The 17,834-nt window shown below is 72.4% G+C and carries 14 protein-coding genes; 7 read left to right on the top strand and 7 right to left on the bottom strand.

Annotated elements, in window-relative coordinates; genetic code table 11:
* The first annotated feature begins 249 nt into the window (after positions 1–249).
* The 3 genes from ABT403_RS28675 (at position 250) to ABT403_RS28685 (ending at position 4,817) form a co-directional block, all read left to right on the top strand.
* Positions 250–2,187 carry a DNA/RNA non-specific endonuclease gene (locus tag ABT403_RS28675; RefSeq protein WP_344150410.1) on the top strand — a complete coding sequence of 646 codons (1,938 nt, stop codon included), beginning with the start codon at positions 250–252 and terminating at the stop codon, positions 2,185–2,187.
* A 30-nt stretch (positions 2,188–2,217) separates the two neighbouring features.
* A complete protein-coding gene (locus tag ABT403_RS28680; RefSeq protein ID WP_425580090.1) occupies positions 2,218–3,156 on the top strand; it encodes a hypothetical protein in 939 nt (312 codons plus the stop codon).
* Positions 3,157–3,707: 551 nt separating this feature from the next.
* Entirely contained in the window at positions 3,708–4,817 is a 1,110-nt protein-coding gene (locus tag ABT403_RS28685) for a hypothetical protein (RefSeq protein ID WP_344150416.1), read from the top strand.
* A gap of 460 nt (positions 4,818–5,277) precedes the next feature.
* On the opposite strand, the gene exaC is transcribed toward ABT403_RS28685, so the two are convergent.
* The 4 genes from exaC to ABT403_RS28705 form a co-directional block, all read right to left on the bottom strand.
* Entirely contained in the window at positions 5,278–6,801 is a 1,524-nt protein-coding gene (gene exaC, locus ABT403_RS28690; RefSeq protein WP_344150419.1) for an acetaldehyde dehydrogenase ExaC, read from the bottom strand.
* A 56-nt stretch (positions 6,802–6,857) separates the two neighbouring features.
* Positions 6,858–8,195 (bottom strand): GAF domain-containing protein, encoded by a 1,338-nt coding sequence (locus ABT403_RS28695; RefSeq protein WP_344150422.1) that lies wholly within the window; start codon positions 8,193–8,195, stop codon positions 6,858–6,860.
* Between the two features lie 115 nt (positions 8,196–8,310).
* The gene (locus tag ABT403_RS28700) at positions 8,311–9,669 is read right to left on the bottom strand and encodes an SWIM zinc finger family protein (protein WP_344150425.1); all 1,359 of its coding nucleotides are present in this window, start codon (positions 9,667–9,669) and stop codon (positions 8,311–8,313) included.
* Positions 9,666–12,587, bottom strand: a complete 2,922-nt coding sequence (locus tag ABT403_RS28705) for an SCO1167/SCO6262 family helicase (RefSeq protein WP_344150428.1) — start codon at positions 12,585–12,587, stop codon at positions 9,666–9,668. The genes ABT403_RS28700 and ABT403_RS28705 overlap by 4 nt, the downstream gene beginning before the upstream one ends.
* 231 nt (positions 12,588–12,818) lie before the next feature.
* Between ABT403_RS28705 and ABT403_RS28710 the strand changes: the two genes are divergently transcribed.
* Complete coding sequence (locus ABT403_RS28710; RefSeq protein WP_344150431.1) at positions 12,819–13,001, top strand: tail-anchor membrane protein; 183 nt, start codon at positions 12,819–12,821, stop codon at positions 12,999–13,001.
* Positions 13,002–13,029: 28 nt separating this feature from the next.
* Entirely contained in the window at positions 13,030–13,578 is a 549-nt protein-coding gene (locus tag ABT403_RS28715) for an MOSC domain-containing protein (RefSeq protein WP_344150434.1), read from the top strand.
* A gap of 59 nt (positions 13,579–13,637) precedes the next feature.
* Here the strand turns inward: ABT403_RS28715 and ABT403_RS28720 are convergent, their stop codons facing one another.
* Positions 13,638–14,096 (bottom strand): SAM-dependent methyltransferase, encoded by a 459-nt coding sequence (locus ABT403_RS28720; protein WP_344150436.1) that lies wholly within the window; start codon positions 14,094–14,096, stop codon positions 13,638–13,640.
* Positions 14,097–14,131: 35 nt separating this feature from the next.
* Positions 14,132–14,920 carry a hypothetical protein gene (locus ABT403_RS28725; RefSeq protein ID WP_344150438.1) on the bottom strand — a complete coding sequence of 263 codons (789 nt, stop codon included), beginning with the start codon at positions 14,918–14,920 and terminating at the stop codon, positions 14,132–14,134.
* A gap of 134 nt (positions 14,921–15,054) precedes the next feature.
* Between ABT403_RS28725 and ABT403_RS28730 the strand changes: the two genes are divergently transcribed.
* Entirely contained in the window at positions 15,055–15,969 is a 915-nt protein-coding gene (locus ABT403_RS28730; RefSeq protein ID WP_344150441.1) for an oxygenase MpaB family protein, read from the top strand.
* A 55-nt stretch (positions 15,970–16,024) separates the two neighbouring features.
* Here ABT403_RS28730 and ABT403_RS28735 read toward each other — a convergent pair whose 3' ends face one another.
* A complete protein-coding gene (locus ABT403_RS28735) occupies positions 16,025–16,624 on the bottom strand; it encodes a class I SAM-dependent methyltransferase (protein WP_344150941.1) in 600 nt (199 codons plus the stop codon).
* A 171-nt stretch (positions 16,625–16,795) separates the two neighbouring features.
* Here ABT403_RS28735 and ABT403_RS28740 point away from each other — a divergent pair, with 171 nt between their 5' ends.
* Positions 16,796–17,701 carry an MHYT domain-containing protein gene (locus ABT403_RS28740; protein ID WP_344150444.1) on the top strand — a complete coding sequence of 302 codons (906 nt, stop codon included), beginning with the start codon at positions 16,796–16,798 and terminating at the stop codon, positions 17,699–17,701.
* The last annotated feature ends 133 nt before the right edge of the window (positions 17,702–17,834 follow it).

Raw genomic sequence — 17,834 nt, forward strand, 5'->3', positions numbered from 1 at the left:
TTTCCTCAGGTCCTTACGGGCCCGGTGTGGCTAGCGCTACGGGCGCTCGACGATCCCTGATCGGCCAGTCGTACGGACCCGCACCGCGAGCGCCGGATCCGTCGACATGCGGCCCCAAGGGGTGCATTCCCCAGCATCCAGAAGTAGTTCCGTTTTTCACCTTCGCCTTGGCCGTAGAAGTCGGTCCACCTAAACCACCACAACGTCAGTCAGATGTCGCCCCGGGGCGGCTTCCTATCGAGAGAAGACATGAACTCACCACGCTGGAAACGAATACTTCCCGGTCTCCTTCTCACATTAACCGTCACCACGACCGGCACTGCCGTTGCGCAGGTCCCTATCTCAGCCGCCGCCACGGCGACCGGCGTCGACTCGAACGGCCTGACCGGTGCTCTCACCCCGGGCACGACCCAGCCAGCCACGCTGACTGCCGCGGAGAACTGCGAGCCGACATCGGCCAGTTCCCGCGAGCGCAAGGCAGGAGCCGTGAAGGGCTGTGTCACCATGATCGCCGCCCCAGCGACCGCAGCCGGGCCTAAGTCCTTCGCCGCAGCACCGGCGGCCCCCGCTGTCGCCGCCGACACGGGTAGCTGCTCGCTCGCGGCCACCGGGCATTGGTACCACAACCGTTTCACCTACTGTGTCGACGGCCTGACCGTGCTTTACACGCTGAAGGACAGCAACGACAAGCCGATCGGTACCGGGACACTCGACGTTTCAAGCAGCGCCGTCCTGCCCGCCAAGGGCACCAGATGGACCGAATTCGTTCGAGTGACCATGACCGGTGCGACCGGGGCCGTAACGACCCTGAACGTGCGATTCAAGCCCACTTGCTCGGCCGGTTGCAAGGTCACCAAGTCCCCCGTATGGACCGGTAAGCCCCTTATCAAGGACAAGATCCTCGTCGGCGATGTGATCTACGAATCCACCCCGGCGCCCGGGGCGCAAGTCGATTTCTCGACGTCGTATGAGTTGTTTGTCTGGTCCCCCGGTGCCCAGATCATCGACCCGAGCGCCTCCTGGAGCAATCCGGAGAAGATCCGTTGCGACGACGCGGTCCGGGACACGGCCGGCACCGGTACGCCGGACCCCGGCTGCGTTGTGCCCAGCAAAATGCCGGTCGTCAAGATGAGCGACCAGCCGACCCCCGCAGGCGCCGGGGCCGCTGCCGCCGGTTATCTCTGGGCCCAGAGTAACCTCGGCGCCTGGGGGCGCGACAAGCCGCTGACCCGAGCGAAGGGTGACTTGGCCGGCCGGACAGCCCGGACCTGTGGGACCTTCCAGGCGCGCAATGACCTCGTAGCGGACGACAGGTGCGATGAGTTTCCCTTCGCGGCCACCCGTGAAGGCGGAATCGATGGTGCTCAGTGCGCTGAGATCCTCCCCCGCCACAGCACCCGCGGGGGGTGGGTCACCGATGTGCTGGACGGCGGCACAGGTAGCTCTTGCACCCGTGCTCACGTCCCGCTGGCCGACAAGCAGGCTGGTGAGGCGCAGCTCGCCGAAGGCTTCGCGAACCAGCGAATAGTGGAAGGCGACCAATTCAGGCTGGAAGTATCCGGTTCGATCGCGGAGCCGCAGGCCGTTTGCCGCCAGAATCCTCCCGCGGGATGGGTCTCTTCGGGCACCGGCTGGATCAAGAACACTACCGAGCCGGTGCCGCATGTCAAGAAGACCGACCCGCAGTCGCCGCCCGGCGAGCGGGCGGCCATTGCTCAGGCGTGCTTGGGCATCACACCCCCGAAGGGTAGCGAGGCGGAGACGTTTGACATCACCGGCTGGAAGGACGCCGAAACGTTCCGCGACCAAAATTCGCCCGGTACTGGGATCGCCCGGTGTCATCTGATACCCAACGCCCTCGGCGGCAAGGGTGGAAAGGCCGACGGCAACAACCTCTTCCCCTGCTGGCAGTCTGGGACGAACACGGGGAGTCCCAGCATGCGAACATACGAGACGGTGGCTCAAAGGGCAGTGAGGGAGATCAAGGACGGCGGCATCCTTGGGCCGAATGACGCGATCTTCTACGAGGTAACGCCTGTCTACCTGTACACCGACAGCACGATTCCTCAGGCTGTCAAGATGAGCGCTAGGATCGAGCGTTCGGACGGTACGTCGCAGCCACTGTTCCCCGACGTTGAAATCACCAACACTCAGAAGAACACCGGTCAGCTGAACCTCGGAAACTGACCGACCCAGTTCGAGCCATCGGGAGCCAGAATGAGCCGTACCACCCCACCGCGACCGGTCGACGTCACTGCGGTCTTTCCTCAACTGGCCCCGCGGGCACGCCCGGCGACCCGGTTGCACCCTCGCCCCGGATCTCCGACTCCGCATGACAGTTCGGTCGGCGGGCCGCTGCTGTGGCCCGCCGGCGAGCCGTGGCCGCACTGCGAGGAGTCACACAACGAGGCGAACGACCTGTACGAGGCGTACGGGGTGTACGCCAGCCAGGACCACGAGTGGAGGGACGGTCCGAACCCCTTGGTGCCCGTAGCGCAGCTGTACGTGCACGATGTACCCGTGCTGCGACCGCCCGGGCAGGCCGACCTGCTCCAGGTGCTGTGGTGCCCCTTCGAGCACGAGCCGGACTACAAGCCCCCGACCTCGCTGTTCTGGCGGTCCTCGGCTGAAGTCACCGAAATCCTCGCTACGCCGCCCGGCCCCTTCGCCGTGGAGTACGAGGAATACATACCGCGGCCGTGCATGATCATGCCTGAACAGATCACCGAGTACCCCAATCTCATGGACCTGGACAAGGAACTGCAGCAGCGGCTTGGCGACTGGAACAACTGGCAGGTAGCCGGAGCTGCCGTGGACAGTTCCTGGGCCCCCTACCCGGATTCGTACTACGGAAGGGAGCTGTCCGTCGCCCCGGGATGGAAAGTCGGCGGCTGGCCACGCTGGGGCCTCACCGACCCGATCGCCCTCTTCTGTACCGCCTGTGAGGCAAGAATGGTGCCGCTGTTGACGATTGCCTCGTGCGAATGGGACATCAGCAACACAGGTTGGGTTCCGTACGAGGACCGACACCTCATCACGCTCGAGGACCCAAATGCGGCGAACCCATGTATGGTTCAGGTTTCCCGGAGTAACCGCCTCCAGCTCTATATCTGCCCACAATCCCCGGATCACCCGCACGCCAGCTTGATCCAGTGAGTTCGCCTCAGCACTGGGCGGCCCCGGCGGCTACGTGAGCGCATATTGGCCGTTCCCGATGGTGTCGGTCGGGTCCGGCCAGTATCTGCTCGCATCGAAAGGGGCGTACTTTCGTTCGTGCGGTGCCCCACTTGACGAGCTTCGCTCCTTACTTGCCGCAGAAGATGCCCCCGTCCGCCAATCCTCTCCAAGTGGGCAAGTGAACACAGCCGACAAGCGCCAGAAACGTGGCCAAATCTACTCTCATCAGCAAGTCTGATCGCTGCCTAGGAATTTCTTGTCCAAAGGGAGAAATGATGGACGAGAAGCCGCTCCTGGTGACGCGGCAAGCTAGGCTGGAAGTCGTCCGGTGGCTCATTTGCATCGTGTCTCGGCGCCACGGAGTGCTCTCCTACCGCTCGCCGATGGAGTTCGATCAGCAGCGCCTCAAGACAGTTAAACTGTCACTCGCAGTGTGAACCCCTGTGTCTAAGCTCCAGGGGCCATCGCATAGTTCGGACGTGTCCCCGGGGGAGTGGGATGTTGTCTGCTGATTGCCAGGGGGTTGAGGAATGGGTGCGGGTGCGGAGCCGGACGGTGCGTCCAGGTCCGATGAGGAGTGGGAGCGGTTTCTGCGCGACTCAGTGGCGGGTGCTGCCGACGCGCCCCAGGAGCCGTCAGCGCGGGCCCGCGAGGTGGCGAAGCGGCTGCGCGAAGAGCCCGGCCGTGCCCCGGACGGCTGGCGCAGCTACACGCCCGCCCAGCCCAAACGGCGCAGGGGCTGGTACACGGTTGGGCTGCTGGCCTCGCTGGTGCTGGTGCTGCTGGTGTTGGTGACGCTCGTGCCGGGGCCGATAGCGAACCTGTTCGCCGGCGGGTTGTCTGACTCCGTGCCGCTGGGGGCCGAGACCGCCCGTCCGACCCAGGGACCGCCGGCGCGGGCGGCCCAACGCCCGACCATGAAGGAACCGTTCCGCGGCTCGCCTGCGGCCGACTGGGCGAACGGAGCGGCGGGGATCACCGTGCCGGAGGCCCGAGCGGTCGGATGGATGGGAGCGGCCGAGGTCGAACGTGCCCTCGTCGGCAGTCGGGACTTCCTCGTCGCGTCCAGCCTGGACCGCGCGGTGCTGCGGGGTGAGCGTCCTGAGAAGGCCATTGCCCTCATCAACCCACACCAGAAGGACGTCCAGGACCTTCTGGAATCCTCTTTCCGAACCCCGAGCGAGAAGAACGACCCCCTCCTCCTCTTCAGCCGCTTCCAGCCGTCCCGTACCCAGTTGGTCGGCGATGTTGTGAAAACCCGTGGTCGGCTCACCTACCAGGAGGGCGAGCGTGGGGCGCTGCAGGTGACCGCCGACGTCACCTTCGTTTACCCGGTCACCCGCGCGAACGCGGACGGCGACGACGAGATCGTGCGCACGATTGTCCGGCGAGAGCTGGTCATGAGCTGGGACAACCCCGCCAAGGTGATCACCAAGCCGGGCACTTTCTCGGTCATCTCGTACAAGTACGAGGCGACCAACGGCGGATGTGACGCCTCAAAGGGGTACCTCGACCCGCCCTTCGGCACGGACCGCCGGACAGACGACGCTGGCGAGAAAGTCGACCCGTACGACCGCAGCGCGCCGGTCGGGCGGGGTGCTTCCTCGGGGGACGGATGCGGGAAGGCTACGAGGTCCTAAGGGCTGTCCCGTATTGGTTCGGGGGCGGCGTCAGGTTAGCGCGAGCGGGGCCTGACTCTTCGCTCGGTGATCAAGCACGCTCCGGTCGAGTGGTTGGGATCGACTCACGCCGATGGGGTGCCGGGCCGACTTCAGCTATGCGGAGTCGCTGCGCCAGTGGGTGGTGCGGTCGCGGGCTGCGTTCGGGCGCCCGTGAGGGCCCGGCGCTGGCTGGTGCGTTGGCGTTCACGCGCCAGGGTGTCGAGACGTTTGACGCGATGCGCACGGCGATCGGCTGTATGGGCGTGGCAAGTGAGCTCGCTGTCTCACAGACCAAAGGGCCTCGCGGACTCGGCACTCAGCTCGAGAGCCCGGTGAGGCACTCGAAGCACACTCGCCGATGCTGTAGATGAACTTCTGTGGAGGTGGCGGGCGTTGCCTGAGGTAGGCAACACCCCTTCCCTGTAAATGCTTCTTTTCTCTAGAAGAAGCCGAGCTTCTTCGGGGAGTAGCTGACCAGCATGTTCTTGGTCTGCTGGTAGTGCTCCAGCATCATTTTGTGGGTTTCGCGGCCGATGCCCGACTGCTTGTAGCCGCCGAACGCCGCGTGGGCCGGGTAGGCGTGGTAGCAGTTCGTCCAGACGCGGCCCGCCTGGATCGCGCGGCCCGCGCGGTAGGCCGTGTTGACGTCGCGGGTCCAGACGCCCGCGCCCAGGCCGTACGCCGTGTCGTTCGCGATGCGGACCGCGTCGTCGAAGTCCTCGAACGAGGTCACCGACACCACCGGGCCGAAGATCTCCTCCTGGAAGATCCGCATCCGGTTGTCTCCCTCGAAGATGGTCGGCTGGACGTAGAAGCCGCCCGCCAGGTCGCCGCCGTGGTCGATGCGGCCGCCGCCCGTGAGGATCTTCGCGCCCTCCCGCTGGCCGATCTCCACGTACGAGAGGACCTTCCGCAGCTGCTCCTGCGAGGCCTGCGCGCCGATCATCGTGTCCGTGTCCAACGGGTGGCCCGGCACGATCAGTTCGGTGCGGGCCACCGCCGCGTCCAGGAAGTCGCCGTAGCGGCCGCGTTCGATCAGGGCGCGTGAGGGGCTCGTGCACACCTCGCCCTGGTTCAGCGCGAACATCGTGAAGCCCTCCAGGGCCTTGTCGCGCAGGTCGTCGTCCTTCGACCAGATGTCGTCGAAGAAGAGGTTCGGGCTCTTGCCGCCCAGCTCCAGCGTGACCGGCTTCAGGTGCTCCGCCGCGTACTGCAGGATCAGCCGGCCCGTCGCCGTCTCCCCGGTGAAGGCCACCTTCGCCACGCGCGGGCTCGACGCCAGCGGCTTGCCCGCCTCCTCGCCGAAGCCGTTGACGATGTTCACCACCCCCGGGGGAAGGAGGTCCGCCACCAGGCTCAGCCAGTAGTGGACGGAGGCCGGGGTCTGCTCGGCCGGCTTGAGGACCACCGTGTTGCCGGCGGCCAGGGCCGGCGCGAGCTTCCACACCGCCATCAGGATCGGGAAGTTCCACGGGATGATCTGCCCGACCACGCCCAGCGGCTCGTGGAAGTGGTAGGCGACCGTGTCCTCGTCCAGCTGGCTCAGCGAGCCCTCCTGCGCGCGCAGCGCCCCCGCGAAGTAGCGGAACTGGTCGACGGCCAGCGGGAGGTCGGCGGCCAGGGTCTCGCGGACCGGCTTGCCGTTCTCCCAGGTCTCCGCGACCGCCAGGGCCTCCAGGTGCTGCTCCATCCGGTCCGCGATGCGCAGCAGGATCCCCGCCCGGTCCGCGACGGACGTACGGCCCCAGGCCGGGGCCGCCGCGTGCGCCGCGTCCAGCGCCCGCTCCACGTCCTCCGCCGTGCCCCGCGCGACCTCCGTGAAGGGCCGCCCGGTGATGGGGGAGGGGTTCTCGAAGTACCGGCCGCGCGCGGGCGCCACGTACTCCCCGCCGATGTAGTGGTCGTAGCGGGACGCGTACTCCATCAGGGCGCCCTCGGTACCGGGTGCGGCGTAACGGGTCATCGTGGTCCTCCCCTTGACGGGCGCCGGCCTCCGTCGGACAGCGCTCGGGGAGGAGGCTAGGAGCGGGCGGGTTGCGGGAACGTTGCACGCACCGCGGGCGGCCTCTGCCTCGGTGCCGGCTCCGGTCCGACGCCCGGTTCCGCGCCCAGTTCCGCGTCGAGGGCGCGCACGCGGGCCAGCGCCGCCGGCCGGTCGCGCGGCGGCAGCGCGGCGGCCAGGGCCCGCCACACCGCCGGGTCCTCCGCGCCCCACGGACTGCACACCCAGTCCGACAGCAGCCCCACGTCCGCCCGCGCGATCACCGCAGCCCGCGCCTGGTCCTCGATCCGCCGCCGCAGCCGCACGATCCCCGGGGCCGAGGAGGCCGGCAGCAGCGGACCCGGGTAGCGGGTGAGGGCGGCCGAGACGGCGCCCGCCGCCAAGTGCCGGGTCACGGCGGCGAAGTCGGCCTCCAGGGGGACGGCGGTGCGGTACGGGCGCGAGAGCAGGTTCCCGGCACCGAGCAGGGCGCGCAGCCGGGACAGCTCCGCCCGCAGGGTCACCGCCGCCACCGACTCGTCCTCGTACAGGACGTACGCCAGCTCCTCCCCGGACAGCCCCTCGGGGTGCTGCGCGAGCAGCGCCAGGATCTCGCTGTGCCGTCGCCCCAGCGTGATCCGCCGCCCGCCGAGCACCAGCAGCGCCTCGTCACGGCCGAGCGCGCTCAGCGTGTCGGGGGCGGCCGCGTCCGGTTCCGGGGCCAGCAGCGCCAGTTGTGCCTCGGCCGCCCGGGCCACGGCCTGGACGAAGGCCAGGGAGTGCGGGTGTGCCAGTCCGTCGCCGCCGGTGATGTCCACCGCCCCCAGCACCCGGCCGGTGCGCGGGTCCCGGACCGGGGCCGCCGCACAGGTCCAGGGGTGCACGCGGCGGCTGAAGTGCTCGGCGCCGAAGACCTGTACGGGTTCCCCCAGCGCGACCGCCGTACCGGGGGCGTTGGTGCCCATCGCCGTCTCCGCCCAGCGCGCACCCGGGACGAAGCCCAGCCCCTCGGCACGGCGCAGGGTGCCCGGCTCGCCCTCCACCCACAGCAGCCCGCCCTGCGCGTCGCACACGGCCAGCAGATGGGCCCCGTGCGCCGCGAACGCCCCCACCAGGTCCCGGAACAGCGGCATCACCCGGGCCAGCGGATGCCGCTCCCGGTACGCCGCCAGCTCCGCCTCCGACCGTTCCAGGCGGGGCGCGCACTCAGGGCTGACCCGGGCCCGCGCGCAGCGCCGCCAGGACTTCGCGATCACCGCCCGGACCGGCGGCTCGACCCGCCCGTCCCTGGTGAAGGTCTCGTGCGCCCGCCGCAGGACGCGCGTGCGCTCGACGGGATCGGCCCCGCCAGGCAGCGCCGGCGACGGATCGCCCATGTCACCCTCCCCAGGGACCGTGGAGCCGCGGTAAGCGGAGCGCCCCCATCGTGGTGCGGGTCCGGGAGCCCGGCAAGGGGTGTGTCGGCCAGTCGGCGACCTGACCCGGCCGGGATCAGCGCGGCTCCCCGGGTTCCCCCGCCCCGTCAGACCCGTCAGACCCGTCAGTCCCGTCAGAGCCGTCAGCCCCGTCAGACCCGTCAGAGCCCCCGTCCTCGGGCAGCGCCGCCAGTGCCGACGCCGGGTCCGGGGAGGACGGGCCCGCCAGGACCCACCGGCCGGCCTCGCGGCGCAGCGGCCACCAGCGGCCGTCCCGCCCGAGCCGGAGCTGCCGGCGCGCGCCCGGGGCCGTCCAGCGGGCGCGGACCCGCCGCAGCTCCGGGGCCTCCTCGTCCGGCCAGGCCGCCGCCAGGGCGGAGCGGGCCCGGGCCAGGGCGGCGCGGTCCGGCGTCCAGTCGTCCTCCAGCGCCGCGAGGGCCGGGGCCCCGCCGAAGCCCCAGGCCCGGACGGCCCGGTCCATGGCCGCCCCGTCCCGTCCGGCAGCCACCGCCAGGCGGTAACAGAGCCGGAAATCGGCCGCCTCGGCGGTGAGCCGTACGGCATCTTCGGCGACGGTCGGCGGGGGTCCGGGCGGGCGCGACGCGTGGCCCGGAGCGAGGGCCTCCGCGAGCAGCCGGTACGCCTGCGACGCCGCCGCCTGCGCGAGGAACTCCACCGCGTCCACGTCCAGTCCGGCCGGCTCGGTCTCCGTGTCCAGCGTCGGGGGCTGCCCCGGCTCCGGCGGCAGCGCGGGCGGGCCGGGCAGCGGGGGCAGGCTCCGCCCGGCGCCGAAGGCCTCCGCCGCCGGGATCCCGGGGTCGGCCGTCGGCCCGCGCCCGGGCCCGGATTCCGTTTCCGGTCCGGCCCCCGCCGCGCCGCGGTCCGCCAGCTCCTCCAGGAGGTCCCGCTCCGCGCGGCCGCGCAGGAGCAGCAGCAGGAAGGGGTCCTCGTCCAGCAGCCGTGCCACCTGGTGGCAGAGCGCCGCCGTGTGCGCGCAGTGGTCCCATTCCCCGCAGTCGCAGCGCGGGTCGAGGTCGCCGAGCCCGGGCAGCGGGTCCACCCCGGCGGCCGCCGCCTCCGCCGCCAGCTCCGGCGGCACCTCGCGGTCCAGCAGCGCCGCGACCCAGCCCGACTCGGCGACGGCCAGACCCAGCAGCCGGTCCCATTCCGCTTCGGTGAACCGCTGTACCAGGACGTCCGTCCGGTGCGCCGTCCCGTCCCGGTCGCGCACCACCGCCGTCAGCCCGCCGGGGCGCACCGAGACCGCTCCCACCGCGCCCGCGCGGGCGTACCGGCGGCCCTGGCGGACCTGTTCCCCGTCCAGCGCGCTGTCCTCCAGGGCGCGCAGCCAGGCGTGGCCCCACCAGGTGGTGGCGAAGCCACGGCCGGTGGGGGCGGGCAGGGGCCGGAAGGTGCGCTCGTACGGGTCGCTCATCCGTGGCTCCCGGAGGGCGCCGGGCGCAGGGCCACGAGCGCCGCGAGTTCGGCGTCGGTGAGTTCGGTCAGGGCGGTCTCGCCGGTGGCGAGGACGGCGTCGGCGAGGGCGCGTTTGGAGGCGAGGAGTTCGGCGATGCGGTCCTCGACGGTGCCTTCGGCGATGATGCGGTGGACCTGGACGGGCTGGGTCTGGCCGATGCGGTAGGCGCGGTCGGTGGCCTGTTCCTCGACGGCGGGGTTCCACCAGCGGTCGTAGTGGATGACGTGCCCGGCGCGGGTGAGGTTGAGGCCGGTGCCGGCGGCCTTGAGGGAGAGCAGGAAGACGGGGACCTGGCCGGACTGGAAGCGGTCGACGAGTTCCTCGCGGCGGGGGACGGGGGTGCCGCCGTGGAGGAGCTGGGTGGGGATGTTCCGGGCGGCGAGGTGGCGTTCGAGGATGCGGGCCATGGTCACGTACTGGGTGAAGACCAGTACGGAGCCGCCCTCGGCCAGGATCGTGTCCAGCAGCTCGTCGAGCAGCTCCAGCTTGCCCGACCGGTTGCCGGAGGGGGCGTCGGCCGCGTGCTCCCCGAGGTACTGCTCGGGGTGGTTGCAGATCTGCCGGAGCGCGGTCAGCAGCTTCAGGACGAGGCCGCGCCGCTCCATCCCGTCCGACGCGGAGATCGCGGCGAGCGCCTCGCGCACGACCGCCTCGTACAGGGCTGCCTGTTCGGGGTCGAGCGTGACGGGGTGGTCGGTCTCGGTCTTGGGCGGCAGCTCGGGGGCGATACCGGGGTCGGACTTCCTGCGGCGCAGCAGGAACGGCCGCACCAGCGCCGCCAGCCGGGCCGCCGCCCGCGGGTCGCGTCCGGATTCGACGGGCTCGGCGTAGCGCGCGCGGAAGGTGGTGAGCGGTCCGAGCAGGCCGGGCGTGGTCCAGTCGAGCAGGGCCCACAGGTCGGACAGGTTGTTCTCCACCGGGGTGCCGGTGAGCGCGACGCGGGCCGGGGCGGGGATGGTGCGCAGGGCCTTCGCGGTCGCCGAGCGGGGGTTCTTGACGTGCTGCGCCTCATCGGCGACGACCATGCCCCAGGGGACGGCGGCGAGTCCGGCGGCCTCCCGGCGCATCGTGCCGTAGGTGGTCAGGACGAAGCCGCCGTCGAGGGAGTCGAGGCTGCGGTCCCCGCCGTGGAAACGCCGCACCGCCACCCCCGGAGCGAACCGCTCGATCTCCCGCTGCCAGTTCCTCAGCAACGACGCCGGACACACCACCAGCGTCGGCTCCGGACGCGCCCGCCGCAGATGCAGCGCGATCAGCGTCACCGTCTTGCCCAGCCCCATGTCATCCGCCAGACAACCCCCCAGCCCCAGCGAACACATCAGGTCCAGCCACGCCAGACCCCGCAGCTGGTAATCCCGCAACACCGCCTTCAGCCCCACCGGAGCCACCACCGGCCCCACCTCACCCGTCAGCCGGTCCCGCAGCGCCGCCAGCGCCCCGGCTGCGGTGACCTCGACGCGGACGCCGTCGATCTCCGCCGAGCCGGTGAGGACGGAGGCCAGCGCGTCGGCGGCCGTGACCGCGGCGGGCCGCTCCCGCCGGGCGCGGGCGGCGCGCACGGCGGCGGGGTCGACCAGCACCCACCGGTCGCGCAGCCGCACCAGGGGGCGTTTCGCCTCGGCGAGGCGGTCGAGTTCGGCGGGGGTGAGGTCGCCGGCCCCCTCGCCGAGGGAGTGGCACCAGCCGAGGGAGAACAGGGTGCTGGGAGGCAGCGCGGGGGAGCCGGGGGGCGGGGGTACGGCACCGGTGCCGATGACGGCGCGGGAGGTGAGGGTACGGGCCAGCCCGGGCGGCCAGTGCACCTGGACGCCGTCGGCGGCGAGCGCGGCGCGGGCGTCACCGAGCAGCTCCCCGACCTCCTCGTCGGCGAGGTCCACGGAGTCCGGTACGGCGGCCGTGAGCAGCGGGGAGAGGGGCGGCCAGACGCGGGCGGCGCGGCGCAGGGCGCGCAGGGCGTCCAGCCGGGCCCGGGGCGGGAAGGCCGCCCCGGCGGGGTGCGAGGCCGCCCAGACGTCGGCGGCGTCGGCGGCCAGGGAGGCGTCGGCGCGGCCGTGCAGGCGCAGGACGGCGCGGAAGGCGGGGGCGGCGGAGGGGCCGGGTGCTCCGGACGTACCGGCCGGCCTGCGCGGCTCGGCCGGTTCCCGGAGTTCCAGGCGCAGGGAGATCCGGATCCCCGCGTCGTGGGTCGCGGCCACCTCGTCGGCCCAGGGGCGCAGGGCGGCGTACGGGAGGGTGTCCCGGGCCGTGCCGACGGCGGCGTAGGCGGGCCCGCGCGTGGCGGCGGGTGCGGCGGGGGAGCGGGGCAGGGTGTCGGCGACCGCGTCGAGGAAGGCCCGCAGCAGGGGCTCGGGCGTGGGCAGTCGGAGCGGGCCGGGGGAGCCCAGGGGGTCGCCGGGGCCGCTGGGGTCGGTGGGGCTGAAGGGGACGCAATGGGCCCCGGGCGGCATCGCGGCGGCCAGCTCGCGGATCCGCCCGAGGTCCTCGGCGTCCAGCGGCCCCATGCGCCAGGCGTCGTGGCCCCCTGGGCTCAGGCCGGGCAGGAGCAGCCCGCGCGCGGCGAAGCCCAGGGCGAGCAGTGCTGCGGCCCCCCAGAACGCGACGGGGGAGGCGGGGGAGGGGCCCGGGGTAGCGGCGGCACTGGCCCGGGTCAGGACGGGGAGGGCGGCGCCGACGGGCAGTACCAGGGCGGGGACGGTGGCGAGGCGGAGGTCCGGGGTGACGACGGTGAGCTCTTCGGCGACGGCCGCCGGGGGGAGGGCCGCCGGGGGGAGGGCGGCGCCGTCCGGGTGCCAGAAAGCGATGCGCCCCTCGCGCGGAGGGTCCGCGGGCAGGAAGACGGCGGAGCGGTGGACGAGGCCGGAGATCTCGGGGAGCACGCGTTCCTCAGTCGTTCCTGCCGGGTACGGGGCGGCCGAGAGTACCCCACCCGGGTGGCCCGCCGGACGCGGCGCCGGAGTGACCCGGGTCACGCGGCAGCCTCGCGGGCGATCATGTGGCGTAGGGTCCGCGTGGCCGGGAACACGACCGGGCACGTGGCCGGGAACGCGCCACCGTCGCGGCACGTTGTGCGGTTAGTGCCCGGCAGCACACAGGAGGAGGTGTCCGCGATGTCGAGGAGCGGAAGGACCGCGGTCGTCGCGGTCGCGGCGGCGGTCGTGCTGTTCTGGCTGTTCGGGTTCTGGCCGGCGCTGGCGGTCCTGATCGGGATCCCGGTCCTGGCCTACCTTCTCCTGGACCCCGCCCAGAGGCGCCGGGTGCGGGGAGTGTCGAGGAAGCGGATCGGCCGCTGAGAGCGGCGACGGCAGGGGGGACCAAGAGATGAACGACACCGCACGGGTCGCGGCGGTCAGTAGCAACGGCGTGTACTCCTTCACGAAGCCGAACCGGGAGAGCATCACCCTGCTCACCGGCCTCGGCGTCGAGGGGGACGTGCACGCGGGGGTCACGGTCAAGCACCGTTCACGCGTGGCACAGGACCCGACTCAGCCGAATCTGCGCCAGGTGCACCTGATCCACCGGGAACTCTTCGACGAGGTCGCCGAGGCCGGCTTCAGCGTCACGCCCGGCCAGCTCGGGGAGAACGTCACCACCGAGGGCATAGACCTGCTCACGCTCCCGACCGGCACCCTGCTGGGCTTGGGCGAGGAGGCCGTCGTGGAGGTCACGGGCCTGCGCAACCCCTGCCCGCAGATCAACGCCTTCCAGGACGGGCTGCTCAAGCAGGTCGTCGGCCGGGACGAGGAGGGCAGGGTGGTCCGCAAGGCCGGCATCATGGGCGTCGTCCACCGGGGCGGCACGGTCCGCCCCGGCGACGGCATCACGGTCACCCTCCCGCCGCTGCCGCACATACCGCTCGAGCGCGTCTGAGCCGCGCCAGCAGTGGCCGCCGTGTCAGCCGTGGTCACCGCGTCAGCCGTGGTCGCGCGTCAGTAGTAGTCGCGCATCAGGGCCGTCGCCCACTCCGGCTGGCGCACCTCGCCCCGGGGGCCGAACTCGTCCATGTACGGCTTGAGGTCGAGCACCGGGGTGCCGTCCACCGCGTCCAGGCCCTCCACGTGCACGTCCAGCCCGTCCACCCGCACCACCCGGCAGCGGGAGACCCCGAGGCGGTTGGGCCGGTTCTTGCCGCGCTGGGCGAAGATGCCGACCAGCGGCCAGTCCTCGTTCCCCCGCGGGTGCCTGGCTCCCGTCTCGATCTTCTCCGCGGGCACCCGGTCGAAGTGGTAGACGACCTCGACGTGCGAGAAGTCCTCCAGCCCGTAGAGGGCCTCAGGGCCGAAGAGGCCGGCGTCCAGCCGGATCACGGCCCGCTCCCGCCCCCAGTCGTCGTCCACGACCTCAGCCCGTCCGCCCACGACCACGCCCACGGGCGTCGACTCCACCATCACCGTTCCCCGTTCCCCCTCGTGTCCACTCCGGTTCAGGCCGGCCGCGCCGCGACGCGGTCCAGCGCCGCCAGCAGACCGGACAGTTCGGGCAGTCCGCCCGCCGCCTCGCGGGGTACCGCCAGCACCTCGCCCGGCTCCTCGTCCAGCAGGACGAAGGCCGCGTCGTCCGTGCGGGCCACCAGCGACCAGCCGGGCCCGTCCGCCCGGAGGGTCCGTACGCCCTCACCCGCGAAGGCCGACCGGACCCGCCCGGGCGGCGGCGCCTGCCGGGTGTAGTCCCCGGCCTCCCGCAGCGCCCGCGCCAGCCCGGGGTGCGCGGCGGCCGCGGCCCCGCCGTCCTCCGCCACGCGCTCGCGCCAGTCCGCCCACTCCCGGGCGATCTGGTCCGCGCCCAGCCGCCGCTGCACCGGCCCCCAGGTGTCCGCCGCCGGCGGCGCGAGCGGTACCCGCCCGGTCCCGTCCGCGCCCCGCTCCGGGTCGTGCGGCGCCGGGACGCCGGGCGCCCTGACGGTCAGCTCCAGCGGCCAGCCCGCCAGCGAGAGCACCACCGTCCGCTCGTCGGGGGACAGGTCGTACTCCATGCCGCAGTCCCAGGAGGCGATGGCGGCGGCCACGAGCGACACGTCGTCCACGACGACCGTCCAGCGGGCACCCTCCTCGTCCTGGCCGAGCACGAGCCCGTACCCCCCGGCGGCGGGCGCCACGCCCAGCAGCGCGCAGGCCTCCGGGAAGTCGTCGCCGAACACCGCCGGGAACTGCGTGGGGGTCAGCAGTACGGCGCTCAGCACGTACAGCGAGCCCCCGCCCTCCTCGTCCGACACGTGGCCTCCCGATGCAGTCTCGTCCGGCGCACCCTAACCAGCCGGTAACTCGCCCGTCGAGACCCGGCGGCACGCGATTTTCAAGCCCGCCACCTGCACGTAGAGTTGAGCACCCGCCACAGAAAGGGAGACCGGTGCAGCGTTACGACCGGCTGAAGGAGATCCTCCGGCTCGACCCCGACAAGGACTTCCTCGCCATCTACCGGCTCACCGCCACCTACGAATTCCCCTGGGACTTCACCCGCGCCCTGGAGCTCGCCCTCTTCCGGACCTACGCCGTCCCGAGCATCGGCGGCCTGCTCGCCGAGACCACCGAGTTCACCGAGCGCCCCCAGAAGCGCTACGACGACACCGCGCTGCTCCTCGACGCGGTCGTGGAGCACGGCTTCGACCACGACACGGCCCGCACCGCGATCCGCCGGGTCAACCAGATGCACCGCAGCTACGACATCTCCGACGACGACATGCGCTACGTCCTGTGCACGTTCGTGGTGATCCCGTCCCGCTGGATCGACGCCTACGGCTGGCGTCCCCTGACCCACCACGAGCGCCGCGCCTGCGCCAACTACTACGCGACCCTCGGCCGGCACCTGGGCATCAAGGACGTTCCGGGCTCCTACGAGGAGTTCGAGTCCACCCTCGACGCCTACGAGGAGGCCCACTTCGGCTGGGACGAAGGCGGCCGCGCGGTCGCCGACGCCACCCTGGGCCTGATGGCCTCCTGGTACCCGTCGCCCCTGGCCCCCGCCGTGCGCGGCGCGAGCCTCGCCCTCCTGGACGAACCGCTGCTGAAGGCCTTCCGGTACGAGCGCCCGCACCCCGCCGTCAGCCGTCTGGTCCACGGCGCCCTGCGGCTGCGCGGCCGGGCGGTACGGCTGCTGCCGCCGCGCAGCGCCCCGCACTACGCGCGCCAGAACCCGGAGATCAAGGGCTACCCCCACGGCTACGACGTGGGCGAGCTCGGCACCTTCCCGGTACCCGGGGCCGGCGGCTGCCCGGTGCCCCACCCGCGCCGCCCGGCCGGGGCGGACGCACAGCCCCCGGCTTAGGGCCTGCGGGGTCGGGCAGGGGAGGCGGTGTCTCAGGGGCGGCGACGGTGGTGCCTCAGGGGCGGCGTACGGCCAGGACCAGGAAGCGGGCGTCCTCGTCGGCGTACGAGGTCATCTCCCAGCCGGAACCGGCCAGCAGCGGGCCGAGGTTGTGCTCGGCCCGCAGGTCGTCCGGGGTGAGCTCGCGGCCGTGGCGCGCGGCGAGCGCGGCTCGTCCGATCGGGTGGAAGAGCGCGAGCCGGCCGCCCGGGCGCACCGCGCGGGCGAGCTCGCGCAGGTTCGCCGCGGGCTCGGGCAGGTGCGCGATCAGCCCGGCCGCGAACACCGCGTCCAGGACCCCGTCGCGCAGCGGCAGCCGGGCCACGTCCGCGCGCAGCAGCGCCCCCTGCGCGTCGCGTCCCGCCCGCCGGGCGGCGGCCAGCATCGGCTCGGTGAGGTCCACGCCCAGCACCGTCCCGGAGGGGCCGACGGCCGCGCGCAGTGGGGCGAGGGCCCGCCCGGTCCCGCAGCCCGCGTCGAGCACCCGGTCGCCGGGCCGGATGCCGGACTCGGCGACGGCGGTCGCGAAGGCCGGCCCGTCCTCCGGGAACTTCTCGTCCCAGGCGTCCGCGCGCGCCCCGAAGAACTCCTGTACGCGCGCCGGGTCCTCGCTCATGCGGTTCGCAGTGTCCATGCGCCCATGATTCCGCACCGGGAGCGTCCCGTGTGCAAGCTGTCCCTCGCCTCGATCGCAGATGAACGTATCTCTGTCATATTCCAGCAGTTCCAGCGGCTTTCGAAATGCGCCCCGTGTTCGCCCCCTCACCCGGACTAGCGTCCCGTGGCCATGGGACACCTGGACCACGCCGCCTATGGCTGGCTGACACCCGCGCTGTCGTACGTGATGGCATCGATAGGCGCGGCCCTCGGGCTGCGCTGCACCGTCCGCGCGCTCGCCGCGACGGGCCCCTCCCGCCGCAACTGGCTGCTCACCGCGGCCTCCGCCATCGGCACCGGCATCTGGACGATGCACTTCATCGCCATGCTCGGCTTCCACGTCACCGGCACCGAGATCCACTACAACGTGCCGCTGACCCTGCTCAGCCTGTTCGTCGCCGTGATCGTCGTCGGCGCCGGAGTGTTCGCCGTCGGTTACGGCAAGGACCGCGGCCGCTCCCTCGTCCTCGGCGGCCTCACCACCGGCCTCGGCGTCGCGAGCATGCACTACCTCGGCATGGCCGCCCTGCGCCTGCACGGCCGGGTCTCCTACGACCCCCTCACCGTCGGCATCTCCGTCGCCATCGCCGTCGTCGCCGCGACCGCCGCGCTCTGGGCCGCCCTCAACATCCGGTCGCCGCTGGCCGTGGCCCTCGCCTCCCTCGTCATGGGCGCGGCCGTGAGCAGCATGCACTACACCGGGATGACGGCCGTCGCCGTCCGCGTGAACCCCTCGGACCAGGCGCTGCCCGGAGCCACCGCGATGCAGTTCATCTTCCCCCTCGCGGTCGGGCTCGGCTCGTACCTCTTCATCACCGCCGCCTTCGTCGCGCTGTCCCCGACGGCGGACGAGCGGGCGGCCTCGGACTCGGCGTTCGCGTCCGTGTCCGCTTCCGCCTCCGCGTCTGCCTCGGCCTCCGCGTCTGCCTCGGCCTCCGCGTCGGCCTCCGCCGCGGCTTCCGCGTCGGCCCAGGCCCCGGCGTCCGCGCGGGCCTCCGCCCGGCCCCCTGCGGAGCGGGCCGCCCCCTCCCGCTGAGCCCGCGCCCCGTCCACCCGCACCGCCCCGAACGAGGAGCCCATGCGCACACCCCGCAGAAGACCGGAACCGGCGGCGCCGCGGCCGCCCGCGCCCCCGTCGCGCGGCCGCCGCGCCCACGCCGGCCCGCCCG

This window comes from Streptomyces sp. NPDC000075, from assembly GCF_040301925.1.
Taxonomy (GTDB): Bacteria; Actinomycetota; Actinomycetes; order Streptomycetales; family Streptomycetaceae; genus Streptomyces; species Streptomyces polychromogenes.

What these genes read in the sequence shown, in the direction of transcription:
- ABT403_RS28695 (WP_344150422.1), bottom strand. Translation starts at nt 8,195, where the DNA reads ATGGGCGATCCGTCGCCGGCGCTGCCTGGCGGGGCCGATCCCGTCGAG.
- ABT403_RS28685 (WP_344150416.1), top strand. Translation starts at nt 3,708, where the DNA reads ATGGGTGCGGGTGCGGAGCCGGACGGTGCGTCCAGGTCCGATGAGGAG.
- ABT403_RS28700 (WP_344150425.1), bottom strand. Translation starts at nt 9,669, where the DNA reads ATGAGCGACCCGTACGAGCGCACCTTCCGGCCCCTGCCCGCCCCCACC.
- ABT403_RS28710 (WP_344150431.1), top strand. Translation starts at nt 12,819, where the DNA reads ATGTCGAGGAGCGGAAGGACCGCGGTCGTCGCGGTCGCGGCGGCGGTC.
- ABT403_RS28675 (WP_344150410.1), top strand. Translation starts at nt 250, where the DNA reads ATGAACTCACCACGCTGGAAACGAATACTTCCCGGTCTCCTTCTCACA.
- ABT403_RS28715 (WP_344150434.1), top strand. Translation starts at nt 13,030, where the DNA reads ATGAACGACACCGCACGGGTCGCGGCGGTCAGTAGCAACGGCGTGTAC.
- ABT403_RS28735 (WP_344150941.1), bottom strand. Translation starts at nt 16,624, where the DNA reads ATGAGCGAGGACCCGGCGCGCGTACAGGAGTTCTTCGGGGCGCGCGCG.
- ABT403_RS28680 (WP_425580090.1), top strand. Translation starts at nt 2,218, where the DNA reads ATGAGCCGTACCACCCCACCGCGACCGGTCGACGTCACTGCGGTCTTT.
- ABT403_RS28720 (WP_344150436.1), bottom strand. Translation starts at nt 14,096, where the DNA reads ATGGTGGAGTCGACGCCCGTGGGCGTGGTCGTGGGCGGACGGGCTGAG.
- ABT403_RS28740 (WP_344150444.1), top strand. Translation starts at nt 16,796, where the DNA reads ATGGGACACCTGGACCACGCCGCCTATGGCTGGCTGACACCCGCGCTG.
- exaC (WP_344150419.1), bottom strand. Translation starts at nt 6,801, where the DNA reads ATGACCCGTTACGCCGCACCCGGTACCGAGGGCGCCCTGATGGAGTAC.